Origin of the sequence: Nocardioides sp. NPDC058538 (assembly GCF_042719275.1) — a bacterium.
Lineage (GTDB): Bacteria > Actinomycetota > Actinomycetes > Propionibacteriales > Nocardioidaceae > Nocardioides.
In genome coordinates this window covers 1-21,400 of record NZ_JBHXNY010000027.1, presented here as the reverse complement: position 1 = coordinate 21,400, position 21,400 = coordinate 1, and the positions used below count along the sequence as shown (strand labels likewise).

Annotated in this window: 23 protein-coding genes; 10 read left to right on the top strand and 13 right to left on the bottom strand. The window is 68.1% G+C overall.

Features of this window, described 5'->3' with window-relative positions; all coding sequences use genetic code 11:
• Positions 1-27 precede the first annotated feature (27 nt).
• The 6 genes from ACFWQC_RS21140 to gcvT all read right to left on the bottom strand — a co-directional run bounded on the left by ACFWQC_RS21140 (position 28) and on the right by gcvT (position 4,491).
• Positions 28-519 (bottom strand): dihydrofolate reductase, encoded by a 492-nt coding sequence (locus ACFWQC_RS21140; protein WP_378682421.1) that lies wholly within the window; start codon positions 517-519, stop codon positions 28-30.
• The gene (locus tag ACFWQC_RS21135; RefSeq protein ID WP_378682418.1) at positions 509-1,303 is read right to left on the bottom strand and encodes a thymidylate synthase; all 795 of its coding nucleotides are present in this window, start codon (positions 1,301-1,303) and stop codon (positions 509-511) included. The genes ACFWQC_RS21140 and ACFWQC_RS21135 overlap by 11 nt, the downstream gene beginning before the upstream one ends.
• Positions 1,304-1,329: 26 nt before the next feature.
• Positions 1,330-2,160 carry a PhzF family phenazine biosynthesis protein gene (locus tag ACFWQC_RS21130; RefSeq protein WP_378682416.1) on the bottom strand — a complete coding sequence of 277 codons (831 nt, stop codon included), beginning with the start codon at positions 2,158-2,160 and terminating at the stop codon, positions 1,330-1,332.
• Positions 2,161-2,188: 28 nt separating this feature from the next.
• Positions 2,189-2,776, bottom strand: coding sequence for a DUF559 domain-containing protein (locus ACFWQC_RS21125; RefSeq protein ID WP_378682413.1), 588 nt, complete (start codon positions 2,774-2,776; stop codon positions 2,189-2,191).
• A 232-nt stretch (positions 2,777-3,008) separates the two neighbouring features.
• A complete protein-coding gene (locus tag ACFWQC_RS21120) occupies positions 3,009-3,266 on the bottom strand; it encodes a hypothetical protein (protein WP_176883497.1) in 258 nt (85 codons plus the stop codon).
• Positions 3,267-3,348: 82 nt separating this feature from the next.
• Positions 3,349-4,491 (bottom strand): glycine cleavage system aminomethyltransferase GcvT, encoded by a 1,143-nt coding sequence (gcvT, locus tag ACFWQC_RS21115; RefSeq protein WP_378682410.1) that lies wholly within the window; start codon positions 4,489-4,491, stop codon positions 3,349-3,351.
• 77 nt (positions 4,492-4,568) lie between these two features.
• Here gcvT and ACFWQC_RS21110 point away from each other — a divergent pair, with 77 nt between their 5' ends.
• Together ACFWQC_RS21110 and sucB are read left to right on the top strand one after the other, a co-directional pair.
• A complete protein-coding gene (locus ACFWQC_RS21110; RefSeq protein ID WP_378682407.1) occupies positions 4,569-6,110 on the top strand; it encodes a leucyl aminopeptidase in 1,542 nt (513 codons plus the stop codon).
• 229 nt (positions 6,111-6,339) lie between these two features.
• Positions 6,340-8,142 carry a 2-oxoglutarate dehydrogenase, E2 component, dihydrolipoamide succinyltransferase gene (gene sucB, locus ACFWQC_RS21105; protein ID WP_378682404.1) on the top strand — a complete coding sequence of 601 codons (1,803 nt, stop codon included), beginning with the start codon at positions 6,340-6,342 and terminating at the stop codon, positions 8,140-8,142.
• A gap of 137 nt (positions 8,143-8,279) precedes the next feature.
• On the opposite strand, the gene ACFWQC_RS21100 is transcribed toward sucB, so the two are convergent.
• On the bottom strand, positions 8,280-9,026 hold the full coding sequence (locus tag ACFWQC_RS21100; protein ID WP_378682401.1) for a DUF6612 family protein: 747 nt from the start codon (positions 9,024-9,026) through the stop codon (positions 8,280-8,282).
• A 142-nt stretch (positions 9,027-9,168) separates the two neighbouring features.
• On the opposite strand from ACFWQC_RS21100, the gene lipB reads away from it, so the two are divergent.
• From lipB to ACFWQC_RS21085, 3 genes are read left to right on the top strand one after another with little or no spacing between them, the layout of a single operon-like run.
• Positions 9,169-9,918: a lipoyl(octanoyl) transferase LipB gene (lipB, locus tag ACFWQC_RS21095; protein WP_378682398.1), complete on the top strand. Its 750-nt coding sequence runs from the start codon at positions 9,169-9,171 to the stop codon at positions 9,916-9,918.
• A gap of 57 nt (positions 9,919-9,975) precedes the next feature.
• Positions 9,976-10,923: a lipoyl synthase gene (gene lipA / locus ACFWQC_RS21090; RefSeq protein ID WP_378682395.1), complete on the top strand. Its 948-nt coding sequence runs from the start codon at positions 9,976-9,978 to the stop codon at positions 10,921-10,923.
• Positions 10,924-10,959: 36 nt separating this feature from the next.
• Positions 10,960-11,670, top strand: coding sequence for a DUF4191 domain-containing protein (locus ACFWQC_RS21085; RefSeq protein WP_378682392.1), 711 nt, complete (start codon positions 10,960-10,962; stop codon positions 11,668-11,670).
• Here ACFWQC_RS21085 and ACFWQC_RS21080 read toward each other — a convergent pair.
• The 3 genes from ACFWQC_RS21080 to ACFWQC_RS21070 form a co-directional block, all read right to left on the bottom strand.
• Positions 11,667-12,509 (bottom strand): class I SAM-dependent methyltransferase, encoded by an 843-nt coding sequence (locus ACFWQC_RS21080; protein WP_378682390.1) that lies wholly within the window; start codon positions 12,507-12,509, stop codon positions 11,667-11,669. The genes ACFWQC_RS21085 and ACFWQC_RS21080 overlap by 4 nt on opposite strands.
• 75 nt (positions 12,510-12,584) lie before the next feature.
• Entirely contained in the window at positions 12,585-13,367 is a 783-nt protein-coding gene (locus ACFWQC_RS21075) for a DUF6612 family protein (protein WP_378682387.1), read from the bottom strand.
• Positions 13,368-13,431: 64 nt separating this feature from the next.
• Positions 13,432-13,905 (bottom strand): RDD family protein, encoded by a 474-nt coding sequence (locus ACFWQC_RS21070; protein ID WP_357360051.1) that lies wholly within the window; start codon positions 13,903-13,905, stop codon positions 13,432-13,434.
• Positions 13,906-14,117: 212 nt separating this feature from the next.
• Here ACFWQC_RS21070 and glnA point away from each other — a divergent pair, with 212 nt between their 5' ends.
• On the top strand, positions 14,118-15,539 hold the full coding sequence (gene glnA / locus ACFWQC_RS21065) for a type I glutamate--ammonia ligase (protein WP_355022021.1): 1,422 nt from the start codon (positions 14,118-14,120) through the stop codon (positions 15,537-15,539).
• A 112-nt stretch (positions 15,540-15,651) separates the two neighbouring features.
• On the opposite strand, the gene ACFWQC_RS21060 is transcribed toward glnA, so the two are convergent.
• Together ACFWQC_RS21060 and ACFWQC_RS21055 are read right to left on the bottom strand one after the other, a co-directional pair.
• Entirely contained in the window at positions 15,652-16,845 is a 1,194-nt protein-coding gene (locus ACFWQC_RS21060) for a tyrosine-type recombinase/integrase (protein WP_378682382.1), read from the bottom strand.
• Positions 16,842-17,093, bottom strand: a complete 252-nt coding sequence (locus ACFWQC_RS21055; RefSeq protein WP_378682379.1) for a helix-turn-helix domain-containing protein — start codon at positions 17,091-17,093, stop codon at positions 16,842-16,844. The genes ACFWQC_RS21060 and ACFWQC_RS21055 overlap by 4 nt, the downstream gene beginning before the upstream one ends.
• Positions 17,094-17,256: 163 nt before the next feature.
• Here ACFWQC_RS21055 and ACFWQC_RS21050 point away from each other — a divergent pair, with 163 nt between their 5' ends.
• The 3 genes from ACFWQC_RS21050 (at position 17,257) to ACFWQC_RS21040 (ending at position 18,983) form a co-directional block, all read left to right on the top strand.
• The gene (locus ACFWQC_RS21050; RefSeq protein WP_378682376.1) at positions 17,257-17,781 is read left to right on the top strand and encodes a helix-turn-helix domain-containing protein; all 525 of its coding nucleotides are present in this window, start codon (positions 17,257-17,259) and stop codon (positions 17,779-17,781) included.
• Between the two features lie 62 nt (positions 17,782-17,843).
• Positions 17,844-18,383, top strand: coding sequence for a helix-turn-helix domain-containing protein (locus ACFWQC_RS21045; RefSeq protein ID WP_378682373.1), 540 nt, complete (start codon positions 17,844-17,846; stop codon positions 18,381-18,383).
• A 12-nt stretch (positions 18,384-18,395) separates the two neighbouring features.
• Positions 18,396-18,983 (top strand): PIN domain-containing protein, encoded by a 588-nt coding sequence (locus tag ACFWQC_RS21040; RefSeq protein ID WP_378682370.1) that lies wholly within the window; start codon positions 18,396-18,398, stop codon positions 18,981-18,983.
• A gap of 402 nt (positions 18,984-19,385) precedes the next feature.
• Here the strand turns inward: ACFWQC_RS21040 and ACFWQC_RS21035 are convergent, their stop codons facing one another.
• Positions 19,386-20,327 (bottom strand): GlxA family transcriptional regulator, encoded by a 942-nt coding sequence (locus ACFWQC_RS21035; RefSeq protein WP_003941078.1) that lies wholly within the window; start codon positions 20,325-20,327, stop codon positions 19,386-19,388.
• Positions 20,328-20,435: 108 nt separating this feature from the next.
• Here ACFWQC_RS21035 and ACFWQC_RS21030 point away from each other — a divergent pair, with 108 nt between their 5' ends.
• Positions 20,436-20,747 carry a putative quinol monooxygenase gene (locus tag ACFWQC_RS21030; RefSeq protein ID WP_003941073.1) on the top strand — a complete coding sequence of 104 codons (312 nt, stop codon included), beginning with the start codon at positions 20,436-20,438 and terminating at the stop codon, positions 20,745-20,747.
• Positions 20,748-21,400: the final 653 nt, after the last annotated feature.

Here is a 21,400-nt window from a genome sequence, read left to right as displayed (position 1 = left end):
TAGAGGGGCGAGACACCTACTCGCGCGTCAGGGAGCACGAGCGAGGAAGACGCGGTCGTACGCCTCGTGGGGCTCGCGCTTCGTCTCGACCCACTCCGCCTGGTCGAAGGGTGGGTAGAGGGCGTCGCCCTCGGGAGTCAGATGGACGCGGGTGATGACCTGCTCGGTGGCGTACGGCATCGCTGCTGCGTAGACCTGCGCGCCGCCGGCGATGACCGTGTCGCCCCGCTCCTTCGCGGCCAGGGCGAGGGCGGAGTCGATGTCGTGGGCGACCAGCACGCCGTCGTACGACCAGGTCGTGTCACCGGTCAGCACGACCGTGGTGCGGCCCGGCAGGGGGCGGCCGATGGACTCGAAGGTGGTGCGGCCCATGACGAGCGTGTGGCCCATCGTGATCGCCTTGAACTCGGCCTGCTCGCCGGGGATCTTCCAGGGGATGTCGGGGCCGTTGCCGATGACGCCGTTGTCGGCGACCGCCGCGACCATCACGACGCGCCCCGAACCGGCCTCAGACGGCAACGGGGGCCTTGATGCCGGGGGCGGGGTCGTAGCCCTCCACCGTGATGTCCTCGAGCTCGAACGCGTCGATGTCCTTGACGTCCGGGTTGAGCCTCAGCGTCGGCAGCGGCCCCGGCTTGCGGGTGAGCTGGAGACGGGCCTGCTCGAGGTGGTTGCTGTAGAGGTGGGCGTCGCCGAGCGTGTGCACGAAGTCACCGACCTCGAGCCCGGTCACGTGGGCGACCATGTGGGTGAGCAGGGCGTAGGAGGCGATGTTGAAGGGCACCCCCAGGAACACGTCGGCGGAGCGCTGGTAGAGCTGCAGGCTCAGCTTGCCGTCGGCGACGTAGAACTGGCACAGCGTGTGGCACGGCGGCAGCGCCATGTCGTCGATGTCGGCCGGGTTCCAGGCGCTGATCACGTGGCGGCGGCTGTCGGGGTCGGTGCGGATCTGGTCGATGATCTTGGCGATCTGGTCGACGTGGCGCCCGTCCGGGGTCGGCCAGGAGCGCCACTGGTAGCCGTAGACCGGCCCCAGGTCGCCGTTCTCGTCGGCCCACTCGTCCCAGATCGTGATGCCCCGCTCCTGGAGCCAGCGCACGTTGGTGTCGCCGCGCAGGAACCAGAGCAGCTCCCCGAAGACCGATCGGGTGTGGACCTTCTTCGTCGTCAGCAGCGGGAAACCGTCGCTGAGGTCGTAGCGGGTCTGGTGACCGAAGACGCTGATCGTGCCCGTCCCGGTGCGGTCGGACTTCTCCACGCCCTCGTCGAGGATGCGGGTCAACAGATCGAGGTAGGACTGCACGGCCCCAGCCTAGGTCAGAGCCTCGCTCAGAGCTCGACCGTCCCTCGGATGGTGGTCAGCGTGTCTCCACCGACCCACACCTGGTCCTCGACCCGCTCGACGTACACGCGTCCCCGCCGCTTCATCACGGTCCCTTGAGATGCGACGTACGCCTCGGGCAGCTGCGTGCCCGCCAGCCACTGCCCCAGCGCGGCGTTGAGCGACCCGGTGACCGGATCCTCGAAGGCGACACCGTCGGCCGGGAAGTACGCCCGGACCTCGACCGCGCACTCGCTGTCCTCGGGGTAGCGCCCGACGAGACCGACCTTGTGATTGCCCAGAGCGGCGTGGTCGGGCGTGACGGCCAGCACAGCCTCCGCGTCGGCGAGCATCACGCCGACCCAGCCCGGGCCGTTGTCGCACCACCGCGCGCCCTGGATGTCGCCGCGCTCGATCTGCAGGCCCTTGGCGATGGCTCCCAGCGTCTCCTCGTCGACCTCGCCTCCCCGACGCAGCTCCGGTGCTGCGAAGGCGATCCGCTCCTCACGGCGCAGCTCGACCAGCCCGACGCCGCACTCCTGCACCAGGCTCGCACCCTTGGGCCGCCCGCCCGCCTCCAGCCACGCGTGCGCCGACCCGAGCGTCGGGTGGCCGGCGAACGGCAGCTCGCCGCTGACCGTGAAGATCCGCAGCCGATAGTCGGCGGCCGGGTCCGTGGGGGTCAGCAGGAACGTGGTCTCGGACAGGTTGGTCCACCGCGCGAAGGCGGCCATCTGCTCGTCGGTGAGGCCGTCGGCCCCGTGTACGACGGCGACCGGGTTGCCCAGCAGGGGCTCGTTGGTGAAGACGTCGACCTGGCGGAACTCGTAAGCACTCACGGGCCCGAGGCTACTGGTCGGATCGGAATCAGGGACGGCCAGGGAAGTGCGTCTGCCATTGCGGGGACAGGTGAGTCGGGACGCCGGGAAGGCGCCTTGCCACCAGCTGGCGGTGGATTCGCTTCAGGGTGTTGCCCGGGGTGTTGTAGATGTCCTTGGCGATGAAGACGAGGATGCGCCAGCCGTCGTCGTCGATCCTCTCCCGGCGGCCGATGTCCGACTCCCACTGGTCCTCACGCTCGACGTGCTGGCGGCCGTCGTACTCGACGATCAGCTTGATCGATGGCCAGCACATGTCGTACTTGCGAAAGTCGAGCTCGCTCTCCTCCCCCACCAGCTGATTCACCAACGGCTCGGGGAGACCGGCGAGGACGATCAGCATTCGCAGCCGGGTCTCCATCGGCGAGTCGACACCGGTACGCACGTAGGCCAGCGCCCGACGAGCGGCCGCCGCTCCTGGGCCCGTGGCCTTGGCGCAGTAGCGGTGGAGACGGGTCAGCCCGTTGGGGTTCTTCCGCACCAGATAGTCACCGACCACGACGAGGTCGACCAGCGAAAGCAGCGTGGCGAGCTCGACGAAGTTCTGCTCGATCAACGAGACCCGCACACCGTTCACGATCCTGACCTCCGCCTTCGGAGCGCAATGACATACGACCCCGACGATCCGGTGACGGTCCTTCTGTGCCATCACCGTGACGTGCTCGCCTGGTAGATCCGGCAGTTATCCACAGGCACCACCATGACAGTTCAGACGCCAACGACAATGCCCCTCAAGGGTCAAGGTGGTGGTCACATCCAGCGTCGAGACCGCCACCTCGACCCTTGAGGGGCGAGGTAGTTGATGCGCGTCAGGCGGTCAGCTTCATCGGGCCGTAGACCTGCCGGTCGTGCTCGAAGAGCACCACCGCTGCCACGCCGGCGTCCAGGAGGTCCTGCCAGACCTCGCCCACCCACGACTCGGCGTCGCTCTGGTTGGCGAAGCGCTGGCCGGCGAGGTCTCCGTCGACCGACACCTCGGCACCCGAGGCGTCGACGAGCTGCCACCACCACGGCCGGTCGGCGGCGGACGGCTGCTTGAACACCGAGGGAACGTCGGGGATGCTCATGCCGCCACCTCCGTAGCGCAAGCGCCAGAATACGGACGCAGCGGCATGAATGACTGAATGTTCGCTCGCTGGCGCTCGCTCATCAGCCCTCCCGCACGTGCGAAGGGACGAAGGGAGGCTTGGTGAGCTGGAAGATCTCGCGGCGGCCGCGTACGTCGATGCCGATCTCGGCCTCGGGATTGACCGTGGTCGAGACGAGCACCAGGCCGACGCCCTTCTTCAGCGTCGGCGAGAAGGTGCCGGAGGTGACCTCGCCCACCGGCACGTCGGCGGTCAGGGAGGCGGTCATGTGCGGGCGTGGGATGCCGCGGCCGACGGCGACGATGCCGCGCAGGGCGCGCTTCGGACCGGCCTCCTTCTCGGCGACCAGCGTGTCGCGGCCCCAGAAGGCATCCTTCTTCCAGCCGACGGCCCAGCCGAGGCCGGCCTCGTTGGGAGTGACGTCGAGGGCGATGTCCTGGCCGTGGAGCGGATAGCCCATCTCCGTACGCAGGGTGTCGCGGGCGCCGAGGCCGCACGGCACCGCGCCGAGCTCCTCGCCCCGGGACAGCAGCGCGTCCCAGAGGGCGCCGGCGGCCTCGTTGGCGACGATCAGCTCGTAGCCGCGCTCGCCCGAGTAGCCGGAGCGGCACACGACCACGCCGATCTCGTCACCGAGTACGTCGGGAGCGGCCGCCTCCACGAAGGACATGTACTCGTGACCGGCCGGCAGCCCGACCGCCTCGAGCAGCTCGTCCGACTTCGGTCCCTGGACGGCGAGCACTGCGTAGTCGCGGTGGTGGTCGGCGAGGGTGATCCCCTCGGGCGCGGCCTCCTGGAGCCGGCGTACGACCTCGGGGGTGTTGGCGGCGTTGGGGACGATCAGGACGTGCTCGTCGTCGCGGTAGTAGGCGATCAGGTCGTCGACGATGCCGCCGGTCTCCTCGTCGCAGCACAACGTGTATTGAGCCTTGCCGGGCTTGATCCGGCCGAGGTCGTTGGTGAACGACGCGTTGACGAAGTCGGCCGCACCCGACCCGCTGATCATGACCTTGCCCAGGTGGCTGACGTCGAAGACCCCGACGGCCTCTCGGACCGCGGTGTGCTCCTTGACGACGCCGGAGTACTCCAGCGGCATCGACCAGCCGCCGAACTCAGCGAACTTCGCGCCGAGCCCGACGTGGTTTTCGTGCAGAGGGGACTGGAGCAGCTCCGACCCGCCCCCCGTGGAGGTCTCTTCAGCCATACCGCGAACTTATCGCACCAGGGCGACACTCCCCGGTCCGCGCCCCCTCCGGGCGCGCCACACCTAGACTGCACGGCGTGACCCTGCCTGACATCACCTACACGCTGCGTACCGCCTCTCCCGCCAAGACTCGTGCCGAGGCGGTCGTCGTCGGCATCGGCCAGGGCGCGAAGGCTGTCGAGGTGATCGCCGGCGCCGAGGACGTCAAGAGCGCCTACGGACGCCGGTGGCGCGGGATGCTCGCCACGCTCGGCGTCAGCGGCAAGGCGGGTGAGGTCACCCGCCTGCCCGCCGGGAACGAGATCGGTGCCCAGCTCCTGGTGCTGGTCGGGCTCGGCAAGCCCGGTGCGGACGGGACCTACTCGGCCGATGCCGTACGCCGCGCCGCCGGCGCCGCTGCCCGCGCGGTGCCCAACGCGACCTCCGTCGCCGTTTCCCTGCCGGCCGACACCCCCGACCTGGTGCGTGCCGTCACCGAGGGCTACGTCCTCGGCGGCTACACCTTCACCCCCTATAAGTCGAGCACAGCGAAGTCGAGCAGCGGCAAGTCTGGTGGGGACAGCAACGGGCCGAGTGATGTCGCGATCCTGAGCGCGATCGCGCGGCGTACGGACGCGGTCACCGCCTTCGAGGAGGCGCAGATCCTCGCCCAGGCGGTCGCCGGCACGCGCGAGTGGGTCAACGTCCCACCGGCCGACCTGACTCCGCCGGCGTTCGCCGACGCCATCGCGCACGTGGCCGAGCTGGTCGAGGGCGTCGAGACGACCGTGTACGACGAGGTGCAGCTCGCCGAGCTCGGCTGCGGCGGCATCCTCGCCGTGGGCATGGGCTCGGCGGCAAAGCCGCGCCTGGTCGAGCTCACGTACTCCCCCGACGACAGTCGCGCGCACATCGCGCTGGTCGGCAAGGGGATCACCTTCGACTCCGGCGGGCTCACCATCAAGCCGGGCAGCTCGATGTCCACGATGAAGTCGGACATGGCCGGTGCCGCCGCGGTGGCCCAGGCAACCTTCGCGATCGCCCGCCTCGGGCTGCCGGTGAAGGTCTCCGCGTTCGTGCCGATGGCGGAGAACATGGTCTCCGGCTCGTCCTACCGCCCCGGCGACGTGGTCACCCACTACGGCGGCACGACCGTCGAGGTCTCCAACATGGACGCCGAGGGCCGGATGGTCCTCGCCGACGCCCTGGTGCGGGCGACCGAGGTCTCGCCGGACCTGATCATCGACGTCGCCACGCTCACCGGTCACATGGTGATGGCGCTGGGTGACCGGGTCAGCGGCGTACTCGGCTCCGAGGACGTCGTCGACCGCGTCCTCGCCGCCGCCGACGTCGCAGGCGAGCAGATGTGGCCGATGCCCATCCCGGAATGGATGGACGAGCGAATCCGTTCCTCCAAGGTGGCCGACCTCAACCAGCACGACTGGATCCGCTGGGGCGGTGGGCTGTACGCCGCCGCCTTCCTGCGCGAGTTCACCGGCGGTCTCCCCTGGGCCCACCTCGACATCGCCGGACCGTCCTTCAACAGTGGCGGCGCCTCCGGCCATCTCACTCCCGGAGGCACGGGTGTGGCGGTGGCAACACTGGTGGACTACGTACGCGAGATGGCTACCGATCAGTAGTGGTCCGGTTGACACGACGCTGCGGGGGTAGTGACAAGATGGGCTCCGTGATCGACGCCCTTGGCCGCACATCTGGCGGCATCATGAGTGCGTCGGGCAGGTGTCGGCCCAGACCGATGCGCCTCTCTTCTCACGGAGTCTCCTCGGCGAGCCCTCGGGCTCGGCGCTGGCGGCGCGCGTGTCCGGACATACAAGCAGAGCAACGAACAGACGTAGAACGAAGGAATCCATGGCCACCGAAGTAACTCTCCCGGCACTCGGCGAGTCCGTCACCGAGGGCACCGTCACCCGCTGGCTCAAGCAGGTCGGCGACACGGTTGCGGTCGACGAGGCCCTGCTGGAGGTCTCCACCGACAAGGTCGACACCGAGATCCCCTCGCCCGTCGCGGGCACCCTGCTCGAGATCAAGGCCTCTGAGGACGACACCGTCGAGGTCGGTGGCCTGCTCGCCGTCATCGGCGCTGCCGACGAGGCCGGCGCCGATGCCGCTCCCGCGGAGCCTGCCGCTCCTGCGGCCGAGCCCGAGGCTGCCGCTCCCGCCGCCGAGAGCGAGGCTCCGGCTGCTCCGGCCGCTCCGGCCGAGCCCGAGGCTCCCGCCGAGCCCGCCGCCCCTGCCGCTCCGGCGCCTGCCGCCGGCGGAAACGCCACCGAGGTTGCTCTCCCCGCGCTGGGTGAGTCGGTCACCGAGGGCACCGTCACCCGCTGGCTCAAGCAGGTCGGGGACACGGTCGCCGTCGACGACGCGCTGCTCGAGGTATCCACCGACAAGGTCGACACCGAGATCCCTTCGCCCGTCGCAGGCACCCTGCTCGAGATCAAGGTCTCCGAGGACGAGACCGTCGAGGTCGGCGCCGTGCTGGCGCTCGTCGGTGACGCCGGCGCCGCTCCGGCTTCCGAGCCCGCGCCCGCCGCCCCGGCCCCGGAGCCCACCCCCGAGCCCGAGCCGGCTCCTGCCCCGGAGCCCGCTCCCGAGCCCGCTCCGGCCGCCGCCGCGCCGGCGCCTGCCGCTCCGGCTCCGGCCGCGCCCGCCCCCGCCGCTCCGGCTCCTGCTGCCCCGGCTCACGCCGCGCCGTCCACCGACGGTTCCCCGGCCATCCAGCCCGGCGGCTACGTGACCCCGCTCGTACGCAAGCTCGCGTCCCAGCACAACGTCGACCTCGACACCGTCCAGGGTTCGGGCGTCGGTGGCCGCATCCGCAAGGAGGACATCCTCCAGGCGGCCGCCGCCAAGTCGGCTCCGGCCGCTGCCCCGGCAGCCGCCGCTCCCGCGGCCTCGGCCGCTCCGGCCGCTTCCTCCGCCGCTCCCGCGGCCCCGTCGCCGCTGCGTGGCACCACCGAGAAGATCTCGCGTCTGCGCAAGGTGATCGCCGAGCGGATGACCGAGTCGCTGCACACCGCGGCTCAGCTGACCCAGGTCATGGAGGTCGATGTCACCAACATCGCCCGCCTCCGCGAGGCCAACAAGGCCGGGTTCCTGCAGCGCGAGGGCGTCAAGCTGACCTACCTGCCGTTCTTCGCCAAGGCCGCGATCGACGCGCTCAAGGTGCACCCGAAGCTCAACGCCGGGATCGACATCGAGGCCGGCACGGTCACCTACTACGACCGCGAGAACATCGCCTTCGCCGTCGACACCCCGAAGGGTCTGCTGACCCCCGTCGTCAAGGACGCCGGCGACCTCTCGATCGCTGGCATCGCGAAGAAGATCGCGGACGTGGCCGACCGCACGCGCAACAACAAGATCACCCCGGACGAGCTCTCCGGCGGCACCTTCACGATCACCAACCTGGGTTCGTTCGGTGCGCTCTTCGACACCCCGATCATCAACCAGCCGCAGGTCGCCATCCTCGGCCCGGGTGCGGTCGTGAAGCGCCCGGTCGTCATCGACGACCCGGACCTCGGCGAGACGATCGCGGTGCGCTACATGGTCAACGTCGCGCTGACCTACGACCACCGCCTGGTCGACGGCGCCGACGCCGGCCGCTTCCTCCAGGACGTCAAGAAGCGCCTCGAGGCGGCTCAGTTCGAGCTCTGAGCCTGTGACCCTGCGAGCGAGGCGAGCAGGGTCACCACGCGAAGAGATCGAGCGGGTCGAGATCTAGGTAAGAAGTACGCAACGAGCGGCGCGGTCCCCACGGGGGCCGCGCCGCTCGTCATCTCACCCGGTGACGGCTACATGTCCATGTCGGACATGTCGGTGATCTTGCCGCTCGGCTTCTCGATGGTCACCGGCTCGCCGTGAGCGGACAGGTCGAAGACGATGTTCCCGGCATCTCCGCCATCCATCCTCATGCGTACCAGCCGACCCTCGGAGTCGACGTTGACATCGACGGTCGAGCCCTCCGCTCCGAAGTCCGACTCACCCGCATCGAAGGTGTAGTGGGCGGTGTCGACGCTGTCGATCGTCTCCTGCCCCACGTACGTCGTGGTGTCCGCGGAGATCGCGTGGGTGACAGAATCCAGGAAGAGGTTGGGCGCCGGCATCATCGCGGACATCACGGTGGCGAACCCGCCCATCACCCATTCGCCATCCATGCTGGCGTACGCGGTGTCGTCGAGAGTGACGAACTCGACCGTGCTCGGCCCGTCGTCACCGCTGATCTCGCCCTTCACGTGGAACGCCATCGGGTCCTGCTGATAGTCGCCTTCGCCGGTTCCGGCGATCTTCTCGCCCTCCTCGACGGCGTTGATCTCCATGTCGACGTGGACCGTCGACATGGACTCGGCGGCCGCTTTCACGACCTTCATGGCCTCGGACGCCGAGAGCGTGGTGCCGGGCTCGATCGAAGGTGCGGCATCGGCCGTGGAAGCCGGGTCTTTCGCGTCGCTGCCGGTCTCACCGCACGCCGCAACGGCGCAGGTCGCGGTCAGAGCGAGGATGGCCGCCGCGAGGCGGCGACGGTTCTGGGTGGTACGCACGTCTGTGTGCCTTTCAAGACTGATCCGATGACCGATCGCTCCCGAGCGCGGCCAGTCGAAACAGGCGCATTCTGCGCACAACCTCTTTACCCCCGCGGGGTTGTCGCCAAACCGTTATCCGCCCCGGCGTACGATCGCGGGTGTGACTGAGCTGCGCTTCGTTGAGGTCGGGACGATCGACTACCTGGACGCCTGGGAGCTGCAGAAGCAGATCCACCAGCGTGTCGTGGACCGCGAAGAGCCCGACACCGTGCTGCTGCTCGAGCACCCGCCGACCTACACCGCCGGGAAGCGTACGAAGCCGGAGGACCGGCCTGCGGATCCCGGCGGCGCCCCGGTGATCGACGTCGACCGCGGCGGTGAGGTGACCTTTCACGGCCCCGGCCAGATCGTCGCCTACCCGATCGTGCGGCTGCCGGAGAAGGTCAAGGTCGTCGACTTCGTCCGCCGCCTGGAGCAGGCGATGATCCGCACCTGTGCCGCGTTCGGCGTCACCGCCTACCGGGTCCCGGGCCGCAGCGGCGTGTGGCTGCCCGCGGGCGAGACCCCCGACGGCGTACGCCGCCTGGAGCGCAAGGTGGGAGCGATCGGGCTGCGGGTCAGCCAGCACGTGACCATGCACGGCATCGCCCTCAACTGCGACGTCGACCTAGGGTGGTACGAGCGGTTCGTGCCGTGCGGGATCTCCGACGCCGGGGTGACCACGCTCTCGATCGAATCGGGGCGGCGGACCGACAACGCCGAGGCGATGCCCGTCCTCCACGAGCAGGTCGCCGAGATGCTCTCCTGGCGCGCCTACGACCAGGGCGAGAGCCTGGAGCCCAAGCCTGACCCCGCACGGGCTGATCGCACCGGGGCTCCGAGGGTCCCGCTGCTCACCCCGAGTGTGTGACCGACCAGTAACAACCTGGCTTCGAGGTTCCGCCCCCACGCGGCGTAGGCTTGTGGGGTGACTCAAGCTCCTGCCCCAGAAGGTCGCAAGCTCCTCCGTCTCGAGGTCCGCAACGCGCAGACTCCGATCGAACGCAAACCGGAGTGGATCAAGACCAAAGCGAAGATGGGGCCGGAATACAAGGAGCTCACCGCGCTGGTGAAGTCCGAGGGCCTGCACACGGTGTGCCAGGAGGCCGGCTGCCCCAACATCTTCGAGTGCTGGGAGGACCGCGAGGCCACCTTCCTCATCGGCGGCGACCAGTGCACCCGGCGCTGCGACTTCTGCCAGATCGACACCGGCAAGCCGACCGACCTCGACCGCGACGAGCCGCGCCGCGTGGCCGAGTCCGTGCAGACCATGGGCCTGAAGTACGCCACCATCACCGGCGTCGCCCGTGACGACCTCGCCGACGGCGGTGCCTGGCTCTACGCCGAGACGGTCAAGCAGATCCACGAGCTCAACCCCGAAACCGGCGTCGAGAACCTCATCCCCGACTTCAACGGCATCCCGGAGCTTCTCCAGGAGGTCTTCGAGTCCCGTCCCGAGGTTCTCGCGCACAACGTCGAGACCGTCCCGCGGATCTTCAAGCGGATCCGTCCGGCCTTCCGCTACGAGCGCAGCCTCGACCTGATCACCCAGGCTCGCGACTTCGGCCTGGTGACGAAGTCCAACCTGATCCTCGGCATGGGCGAGACCCGCGAAGAGGTCTCCGAGGCGCTGCGTGACCTGCACGCGGCCGGCTGCGAGCTGATCACGATCACGCAGTACCTGCGCCCGAGCGTGCGTCACCACCCGGTCGAGCGGTGGGTCAAGCCCGAGGAGTTCATCGAGCTCCAGGCCGAGGCCGAGGAGATCGGCTTCTCCGGCGTCATGTCCGGTCCGCTCGTTCGTTCGTCCTACCGAGCCGGTCGGCTGTACCGTCAGGCGATCGAGGCGCGAGACACCGCTGCTGCCACAGCCTGACGCAGCGTACGAAAATCTGAAGACTGAAAGAGGAAGATGTCCCAGACCGACCCGAGCACCATGAGTCGCCGCCAGCAGATGGTGGAGACCTACAAGCTCACCAAGCAGTCAGACCCCAAGATCGGCCTCATCCTCGGCTCGATCTTCGTGGTCGTCGCCGCGGTCGCCGGCGTGATCTTCTGGTTCCTGCCCGGCGAGGGCATCTTCTCCTGGATCTTCACGATCGTCGGTGCCCTGCTGGCCGGCCTCCTCGCCGCGATGGTGGTCTTCTCGCGGCGCGCGCAGAAGGTGATGTACTCCCGGCTCGAGGGCCAGGTCGGTGGCGGGTACGCCGCGCTGACCATGCTCCGCCGAGGCTGGACCGTCACCCAGGCCGTCGCCGTCGAGCCGCGCAGCCAGACGCTCGTCCACCGCGTGGTCGGCCCTCCGGGAGTCGTCCTCGTCGGCGAGGGCAACAGCCCGAGCAAGGTCCGCTCGCTGCTGGCCAGCACCAAGCGCACCCACGCCCGCGTCCTGGGCGAGGTGCCGATCACGACCGTCGTCGCCGGCAACGGTGAGGACGAGGTGCCGCTGCCGCAGCTGACCAAGCACGTCACCAAGATCGGCCGCAAGGTCGCCGGCCCCGAGATCACCGACATCCTCAACCGCCTCAAGGCCGTCGACGCCACCCGCGGCACCATGCCGATCCCGAAGGGCCCCGTCCCGACCTCGATGAAGGGCATGCGCGGCAACCTTCGCGGCCGTTAATCAGCGCGGCGTGCCCGGATCGCGTAGAGCAACGGGATCCGGGGCGCCTGCTCGGGGAGCCTGAACCAGCCGTCCTCCCCCGCCACCATGGACGGGAAGCGGGGCCACGGCAGCCGCTCGTCCTCGCGTACGACCTCGATCCGCAGGCCGGCGCCTGCGAGGGCGGTGACGACCTCGCCGACCCCGTGGCGCCATTCGTACGCCGTCGTGGCAGCGCTCAGCGCCGGGCCGTCGGTGTAGGTGTGGCTCGAGTCCTTCGTGATCGCGCCCCGGCCCGAGAGGTAGTCGTGGCGCAGCTCGAGGGAATCCTCCCGCCCCGGCTCCGGCACCTCGCCGAGGGCGTCGAGGAGCGGGTGGAACTCGGCCAGATAGAGGAACCCGCCGGGCTTGAGCAGATCGTGGACGACCCGCGCCCACAGGTCGATGTCCGGTAGGTAGCAGACCGCGCCCTTACCGGTGTAGACGACGTCGAACCGGCCGGCGCCCAGGACCTCGACGGCGTCGTGGACGTCGGCCTCGTGGTAGTCGACGGCCAGCCCGCGCTCGGCGGCGATCCGGCGCGCCGCGGCCACCGCCTCGGCCGAGATGTCCAGCCCGTACGTCACCGCACCCCGCTGTGCGAACGCCACCGTCTCGGTGCCGAGATGACACTGCAGATGCACGACCTCGAGACCGACGAGCTCACCGAGGTCGCTCCACTCGTAGTCGGCGAACCACGACTCGGCGGGCCGTGACCCGTCGGTGCCGTAGAACGCGCTGGCCAGGTGGATCGGCGTACGGGCGTCCCAGTTGGCCCGGTTGGCCTCGATCTGCCGGGTGCTTTCGGGGTCGAGAGTCATGCCGACACAGTGCCACGAAATGGAACAGGGCCGGACCCCGTTCGGGGACCGGCCCTGCTGCGTACGAACTGGCTGTCAGCCGGCCATGCTCGGCATGTCGGTGACCTGGTCCGCCGGCGGCGCCTCGATGGTCACGTCCTCGCCGTGCTTGGACAGCATCATCTCGACGGTGCCCATGTCGCCCATACCGACCTCGGCCTTGCGGAGCAGGCCGTCTGCGTCGACCCAGATGTCCTGGTCGATCGTCTTGGGCATGCCCTTGGTGCTGTCGGCGCCGAGGCTCTCGGCGAGCCCGGCGGAGTCGACGGTGAAGCTGTAGTGCTTGGTGTCGGTGCCGTCGACCTTCTCCTCACCCTCGAACTTGGAGGACTTGATCGACTCCTCCATCCCGTCGAAGAAGGCGAGCGGGTTGCTCATCGACTCCAGGCTGGTCCCGCCCATCTTGGCGAGATCGTCGGCGCTCGCAGTCATCCACGAGTCGCCCATCATGCCCTTGATGTAGATCTTCTCGTCGACGAGGATCGTCTCCAGATCCATGTTCATCGAGCCACCACTCATCTTCATGGTGGAGTGCTGCGCCGGCGGCTCCTTCTGGATGTCACCCTCGCCGGTCATCGAGACCGTCTGACCCGACGCCTTCGCGTCCATCTTCGTGGTGAAGTGGGCGGTGTCGATGTCAGTCGCCTTCTTCATCACCTCGGTCATCTCCTCGGCCGAGACCGAGTCACCCTCGCTGGCGCCGCCGGCTCCACCACCGCCACCGCAGGCCACCAGGCCCGAGAGCGATACGGCCAGCACGCCTGCGACAGCGGCGCGGCGCCAGAGGCCACGTGGCCCGAGAGTACGGTTGAGCGTCATTGAGCTTCCCTTCGTGTTTGCCGCTGCTTGCGGCTGACCGGTCAAACCTACCCCCGGATGCCTTTCAACCAACCCGGCGAAACACGTGTCGATAGGTCTGAAGCGTGACGGTCGCCGTACCTGCCGCCAGATCGTGGAGCCCGCGGCGGTCAGGACGGAAGACCAGCGGCGGTACGACGAGGACGACCAGGATCTGACGGGCGATGCTCCGCAGCGGATCGAGCGGGCGTACGTCCGGCTCACCGGCCGTGACCCGCACCGTACGCAGGCGAGTGACGAGCTTGCCGAAGGAGCCTCCACCGAGCGTGGTGAAGACGGCCGTCTGCACGATGAAGACGACCAGGATCCACAGGTTGTCGGACGGCCGCGGGTCGACACCGGCGAGCAGCGACCCGAACGGCAGGGCCCGTACACCGAGGAAGACCGACGCCACCAGCGACGACGCGAGCCAGTCGATGAACAGGGCCAGGACGCGCCTGCCCCAGCTCGCAGTGTCATAAGGCAGAGTGGGCGTCGCAGGAGTGGCGGAACTGGTCACGTCGTAAGGGTAGGCGGCAACGTCTTGAGGGGTGAGATCCGGGATGGTTGCCGATCAAATCACACAACCTGTTACACGCCTGAAACATTTGCGACACTCCTGTGCAACCGTCCCTTCGTAATTTGCGTGGCACGGTCGGATCCATGAGGGTCCGGCCTCGATCGCGAGAGACCTATCTGGCTCTGCCCGACCGGGTGAGCCAAGGAGGATTGATGTTCAGCACTGACGACGAACTCTTGAAGTTCATCTCTGACGAGGGGGTCGAGTTCGTCGACATCCGTTTCGTCGACCTGCCTGGCGTCCAGCAGCACTTCACGGTGCCCGTGTCGTCGTTCAACCTGGAGCCGATGGCCTTCGACGGTTCGTCGATCCGTGGTTTCCAGACGATCAACGAGTCCGACATGGCGCTCTACCCGGACGTCACGACTGCGTACATCGACCCGTTCCGCGCCGCGAAGACCCTCGCGCTGATGTACTTCGTGCACGACCCGATCACCGGCGAGGCCTACTCTCGCGACCCGCGCAACATCGCGCGCAAGGCTCTGGCGTACCTCGCCTCGACCGGCATCGGTGACACCGCGTTCTTCGCACCCGAGGCCGAGTTCTTCATCTTCGACAAGGTCGCCTACAACACCTCCGAGGGCGAGTCGTTCTACAAGATCGACTCCGTCGAGGCCTGGTGGAACTCGGGTGCCGACAAGAACCCCGACGGCTCGAACAACCTGGGCTACAAGACGCGCTACAAGGGCGGCTACTTCCCGGTCTCCCCCACCGACCACTTCGCCGACCTGCGCGACACGATGGTCAAGAACCTCGAGGCCTCCGGGCTGCTCGTCGAGCGCGCCCACCACGAGGTCGGCACCGCCGGCCAGGCCGAGATCAACTACAAGTTCGACACGCTGCTCAAGGCTGCCGACGATGTCATGAAGTTCAAGTACATCGTCAAGAACACCGCCTGGGAGGCCGGCAAGACGGTCACCTTCATGCCGAAGCCCGTCTTCGGTGACAACGGGTCGGGCATGCACGTCCACCAGTCGATCTGGAACGCCGGCGAGCCGCTGTTCTACGACGAGACCGGCTACGGCGGCCTCTCCGACATGGCCCGCTGGTACATCGGCGGTGTCCTGAAGCACGCCCCGTCGGTGCTGGCGTTCACCAACCCGACGGTGAACTCCTTCCACCGCCTGGTGCCGGGCTTCGAGGCTCCGATCTCGCTGGTCTACTCCTCGCGCAACCGCTCCGCCGCGGTCCGCATCCCGATCACCGGCACCAACCCGAAGGCCAAGCGCGTCGAGACCCGGTTCCCGGACCCGTCCTCGAACCCGTACCTCGCTTTCTCGGCCCTGCTCCTCGCCGGCATCGACGGAATCCAGAACAAGATCGAGCCGCCCGCTCCGATCGACAAGGACATCTACGAGCTCCCGCCGGACGAGATGGCCGAGATCAACCAGGTGCCGACCTCCCTCGGTGCCGTCCTGTCGGCTCTGGAGAACGACCACGACTTCCTCACCGTGGGCGACGTCTTCACCCCCGACCTGATCGAGACCTGGATCGACTACAAGACCAACGACGAGATCCTCCCGATCCAGCTCCGCCCGCACCCGCACGAGTTCGAGCTCTACTACGACATCTAGAATTCGTTCTAGGTCGCAAGTGGCCCCTGACCTGCATCTACGCAGGCTCAGGGGCCACTGTCGTTCGGGCTGTGAGGGTGAAATTCCGCAGGGATTCCGCAGGAGAAGGGCCTCAGATGCCGATTCCGGGCGGTTCCCGCCCTGCTGACCTGCCCGGATCGTGGCTCCGAGTCGCCGGTCGCTGGTGGTAGACCTTCGCCACTGCGGCTCGGGACGTGTCGTCACGGTCGGGCCACAGATGCCCGTACGTGTCGAGGGTCGTCTTCGCCGAGGCGTGCCGGAGCCTCGCCTGGACGATCTTGACGTCCAGCCCCGACGCGATCAGCAGCGAGGCGAAGTAGTGACGCAGGTCGTGGAACCGGAAGTCCTCCGGCAGACCCTTGACCTTCTCCCGAGCAGCGCGCATGGCTCGCTCGATGGTCCAGGGGCTCGCCGGGTTGCCCCACTCGTCGGTCATGATGCTGCGTCCTCTGGCCCGCTTCACGCCGGTGGCGAGCTCGCGCACCATCTGGGTGGGGATCGGGATCGCCGTTTGGCTCATGTCGGACTTCAGCGGGTCCTCGGGCCACTGGACGGCGGGCTTGATGAGGCCCTGCTTGAAGTCGACGTCGGCCGGGCGAAGGGCCGCGGCCTCGGCCAGCCGCAGCCCCGCGTGTGCGCCGAGCAGGATCGCCGGGCGTACGCCGACCGGGAAATGCTCGTACAGCGCCCAGACCTGGCCGGTGGTGGCAACGAAGGGCCGTTGCTTGCCCGTCCCGGGTGACGTACGCCGCGAACAGGGGTTGCGCGCGACCAGGCCGTCGTGGACGGCGTCGGTGAACAGTTGCGAGAGGCGGGAGTGGAGTGCGTAGACGTAGGAGTCGGCGTACCCCTCGGCCTTGAGCACCGAGGTCCACGCGCGGACGTCGGAAGGGCGGACCGCGCTGAGCGGTACGGCTGCGAACTCCTCCTTGATGAGTTTCAAGTGGGTCTTGGCTTGGGTGACGGTGGACTTGCGACGGGTGCCGTAGCCGGCCAGCCACCGGTCGGCCCACTCCCCCACGGTCAGCTTGGCGTCCTTCGGGGCGACGTGGTCGCCGCGTACGACGGAGGCGATCTGCTGGTCGAGCCAGGTCTGCGCCTCGGCCTTGCGGTGGAAGTGTCGGGTGCGCTCCTCACCGGCGCTGTCGACGTATCTGGCTCGCCAGCGGGTGACCTTCCCGGCGACCGCGGACGGGACCTCGATCGTGTTGCCGTCGGGGTCCTTGACCCGCTTGCGCCAGCGGTCCTCAACGGCTCCTCGCTGGCGGCGGTACGCCGTGCTCATGCGCGCCTCCCGCGGGTGATGGGCAGGATGTCGGGTCTGTCGGCCAGGCGCTGCTGGCGGATGTAGCCGCGGACGTCGCCGACGGTGGTGACGAGCCGGCGGCCCATCTTGAAGAAGGACGGGCCGGTGCCGAGCTGGCGCCACCAGCGCAGCGTGTTGACCGGGACCCTGAGGATCTCGGCGGTCTCGGTCAGGGTGAGGAGCTCCTCGGCGTCGCGCTCGGGGAACGGAATGTTGGTGCTGGTCATGCCTACCTCCGGCGTGTGGATGCTCCCCAAGGCGTTCGACGGGTCATGAGCGGCCATCGTGGGCTGTGGCCAACCGTCGGCGGAGGGAGCTGGTTCAGCAGTTAGGTGTGCAGGGCTTCCCAGCAGATCCCCGAAATATCTCTGATCGGGTAATTTGATGCCAATGGATCGGCCGACGATCATCGAGGAGGCGCGGCGCGCACGCGGGCTGACGCAGGCCGAGCTCGCCCGTCGGGCGGGTACCTCGCAGTCGACGTTGTCCGCCTACGAGCGTGGCCTGAAGTCACCGTCGCTCAGGGTGACCGAGCGGCTGATGCTTGCTGCGGACTACGACCTCGGCATGATCACGCGAGTGCGCTTCGATGCCGTGATGGAGACCCGCACGTCAGGGTTCTATGTGCCTGATCGGCTCTGGCGAGTCGAGGTACCCCTGTGCTTCGCCATCGTTCGCTTCCCTGACTACGCACATGGCGGCAAGCCCGAGGCGTGGAATCTTCGCCGGCGCGCGGAGCGCCGCGGGCTCTACGAGAACGTGCTCAGCCGGGGTCGGTCCGACCAGATCTTCCGCTGGGTCGACGGCGCACTACTCGTCGACCTGTGGAACGAGCTCGACCTGCATGCCCGGATCCGACGAGCATGGGATCCCGTGGTTGATGCGGCCTCGCATGGCGGGCTGGATTTCTACTGACCCCAAAGCATCTTTCGAAAGAAACGAAAACGAGTTACGCTTTCTTCGAAAGGAGGCGCATCATGACCGCCGAACCACTGGACCAGCAGACCTACACGGCCACGCCGACCGACAGGCTCGCCGATGTCCTCGACTTCATCCAGGCGTACGAGTCCCGCCGCTCAACCGGCACCGGAGACCAGCATCTTTCCCTCGGTTCCGACGACGAGAGCCACATCGAACTGCCCGAGCCCGTCTACCGCGCGCTCGCTCAGATCGTGGAGGCACTGGCCGCCGGCAAGGCCGTGACCGTTGCGCCGCAGAATCAGCTGCTCACTACCCAGCAGGCCGCCGACCTGCTCGGCGTCAGCCGCCCCACGGTGGTCAAGCTGATCGATGACGGCAGCCTGCCGGCATCGACTCCCGGCACGAAGCGGCGGATGATCCGGCTCGACGACCTCATCGCCTACCGTGCAGGTCGTCGCGAGGCACAGCTGCAGGCGATCTTCGAGACCTCCGCAGGAGACCCCAGCCTCGACGACGACCCCGAGTCGATCGCTGAGCAGCTGCGCTTCGCACGCGCCGAGGTCGGTGCCCGACGCCGAGCTCGCACTGAGGGCTGACAGGAGCACTGCGTGCGAGTCGCTGTCTTGGACACCAGCGTGCTGTGGCCGAACCTCCAGCGTGACTTCCTGCTCTCCATGGTCGCCTTCGGGATGTACCGACCGCTGTGGAGCGAGGCGATCCTCGAGGAGCTCGAGTATCACGAGGGGCTCAAGCTGACGAAACGCGGCACCGACGTTGACTCTGCGGCGGCGGCCGCCAGTCGGCTCGTCACGACCATGCGCAGAGCCTTCGACGATGCCATGGTGACCGGCTGGGAGCCGCTGGACGGCACCTTCGGCCTACCCGACCGCGACGACGAGCATGTGCTCGCCGCTGCGGTCACCGGAGGGGCGAGCGTGATCGTCACCGACAACCTGAAGCACTTCCCGGAGCAACTGCTCCCCGACCGGATCACGGCCCTGCCTGCGAAGGAGTTCGCCGCCACGCTCGCTGAGAACGATCCGTCCGGTGCGGCCGCCGCACTTCGCGCGATCTCCGCTCGATACAGCAACCCACCACGTACGAGCCTGGATCTCCTCGACATCCTGGCTGCCCGGTACGGGATGAAGCAGGTCGACGAACTGGTCCGCCCTCACCTGACCGACACGATGGGGTGACCGAACGTGGCTCTTCCCAGATGAGGGTGTAGGTCGGCCGGGCGCGTCGGTCCGCAGATAGACGTCGAGGTCTCCCGACGATGGAGGTTCCTACGCCATCCATCCGAAAGACCTCGACGTGACCGACGCTACCCCGCCGGCCGGCTTCGGCCGCCCTGACCTGACCGCCTTCGCGTCTCATCCCAATCGACCCTGATCGAGTCTGCTGACCCCCTCGACGAGAACGCAGCGACATCACAGCCACCCAACCCCGACCGTCCGGGAAGCCGGGACACGTCACATGGCCTGTGCTGCGGGCGTGTCGAGTGGGTCGTCCAGGGGCGACGCAGGAGCGTCGACGCGACGCGCTGAGAGGTGGTTCCAGTCGAGCACTAGGACACCGGCTACAGGCATGGCGATAGGTCAGGAACGGCGTCGCTCCCTACGCAGGAGGGAGCGCAGAGTCTCGGCGTTCGCGTAGCCGACCCGTAGCGCGATCTCGGCGGAGGTAAGGTCCGTGGTTGCTGAGAGGTGCCGAGCTCGTTCGATGCGAAGCCGTTGGACGAAGCCGAGCGGAGTGAGGTTGAGCGCCGCACGGACTCGTCGTTCGAGGGTGCGCCGGCTGGTGCCGAGCGACTGCGCGACGAAGGCGACGTTGAACGGTTCGTCCAGGCGGGCGCGCACGAAGCGTTCGAACTCGACGACGATCGGGTCCTCGTGCCGGAGATGTTCGTAGGCGACGAAGGCCGCCTGCGACGGACGCTCGTCGATGATGAGGAGCTTGGCGACATGTTGGGCCAGGTCGGGGCTGATCGATCGCACGAGTGAGAGCGCGAGGTCGATGTGGGCGAACGCGGCGCCGGCGGTGACGAGGTTCCCGTCGACCACGACCATGGTGTCGAGATCGAGGGCGACGGTCGGATAGCGCTTCAGGAACTCCGGCCCCAGGAACCAGCTGGTCGTCGCCCGCCGATGATGCATCCGTCCGGTCTCGGCGACAGCGAACACGCCGGTGCACGCCGCGGCGATCCGGGTGGTCGCGTCGTCGAGGCGCCCGAGCGAGGCGATGACCGAACGAGCATCTCGGCTCTGGAGGGCGTCGTTGGTAGCGGCGGCCGTGAGGGTTCCAAGCGCAGGGACGACGACCACGTCGAACTCTGCGGACTCCGACAGCGGGTGGTCCACCGACAGGGTCATCGATGCCGTCGTGGTCACTCTCCGTTTCGGTCCGAGGATGGCGAGTTCGATCGGGTCGATCCGCGGGTCGACATCGCCGCGGGCTCCGTCGGCCACCCGCACGATGTCGATGACCGACGCGACAGCCGAACCGAAGCAGCCGTCGATCGCGATCAGTCCGATACGCATGGCGCGAACAATAGCAATACTGCCGTATACGCCACTTCTCACATGCCCTTGCTCGTCATACGCTGAACTCGCTTCACCAAGAAACCTCGACACCTAGGAGAACCCCTCATGTCCACACCCGCCTCACTTCCGTATGCCTTCGTCGCCAAGATCGTCGCGGCCGATGGACAGCACGACGCGCTCGCCGATCTGCTCGCCGGCGCTGTCGCGCTCGCCAACGAAGAAGTAGGAACGATTGTCTGGTTCGCGGTCAGGACCCACGCCGACACCTTCTGGATCTTCGATGCATTCCCCGACGAGGCCGCTCGCGACGCCCACGCCAACGGCGCCATCGTCGCAGCCCTGATGGCCAACCAGCACCTCCTCGGCGCAGCACCCGAGATCCTGGCGGCCGACGTCCTCGCGTCCAAGCTCCCGTAGTCCGCCAACGCACGAGACGATCGCGCCCCGCCGAGCCGTCGCCAGGTCGCGCCGCAACGCCACGCTGCGTTGCCGAGCGGTGCGAGGCCTATCGGCACACGGACAGGATGCCGGCCGCGAGCGCTCAGCCGGCGAGGGGTCCGTCGCAGAGGAGAGCGACGTCGGTGTCGGGCAGAGCCGTGAGGCCAGCGCATCGCGCGACCACCAGAACCGAACCGCCCCTGCCCTGCGTTTCCGCAGGTCAGGGGCTGTTCGCCGGAGCCGCCTGTCGGAATCGAACCGACGACCTAATCACGTCGGCTTTGCGTCTATCGCTTGATGCGCCCACTGGGCGAACGAGCCGCTGACCTGCGCAAACGCCGAGCGTGGGGGACGCCGCCATCCGGTGGTGACCGACGACGACCGACCAGTACCGACCGTTTCACCGGAGCTTGCGGCGGCGTCGAAGCCGAGCAAGCTCCATTCCTTTAGCCCACCGCGCCCTCCTCCTCGCCGGTCCCGTCGTCGTCGAAGACGTTTCAGGGGTCTTCTCAGATGACGGTGTAGGTCGGCCGGGCGTGTGATGTCTCGGGAGATCGTGCACGGATATGTCTCATGACATCGTGGACATCGGCATGTCTCAGGACGTCGTGGACGGTTGAGCCTCGGTGGGG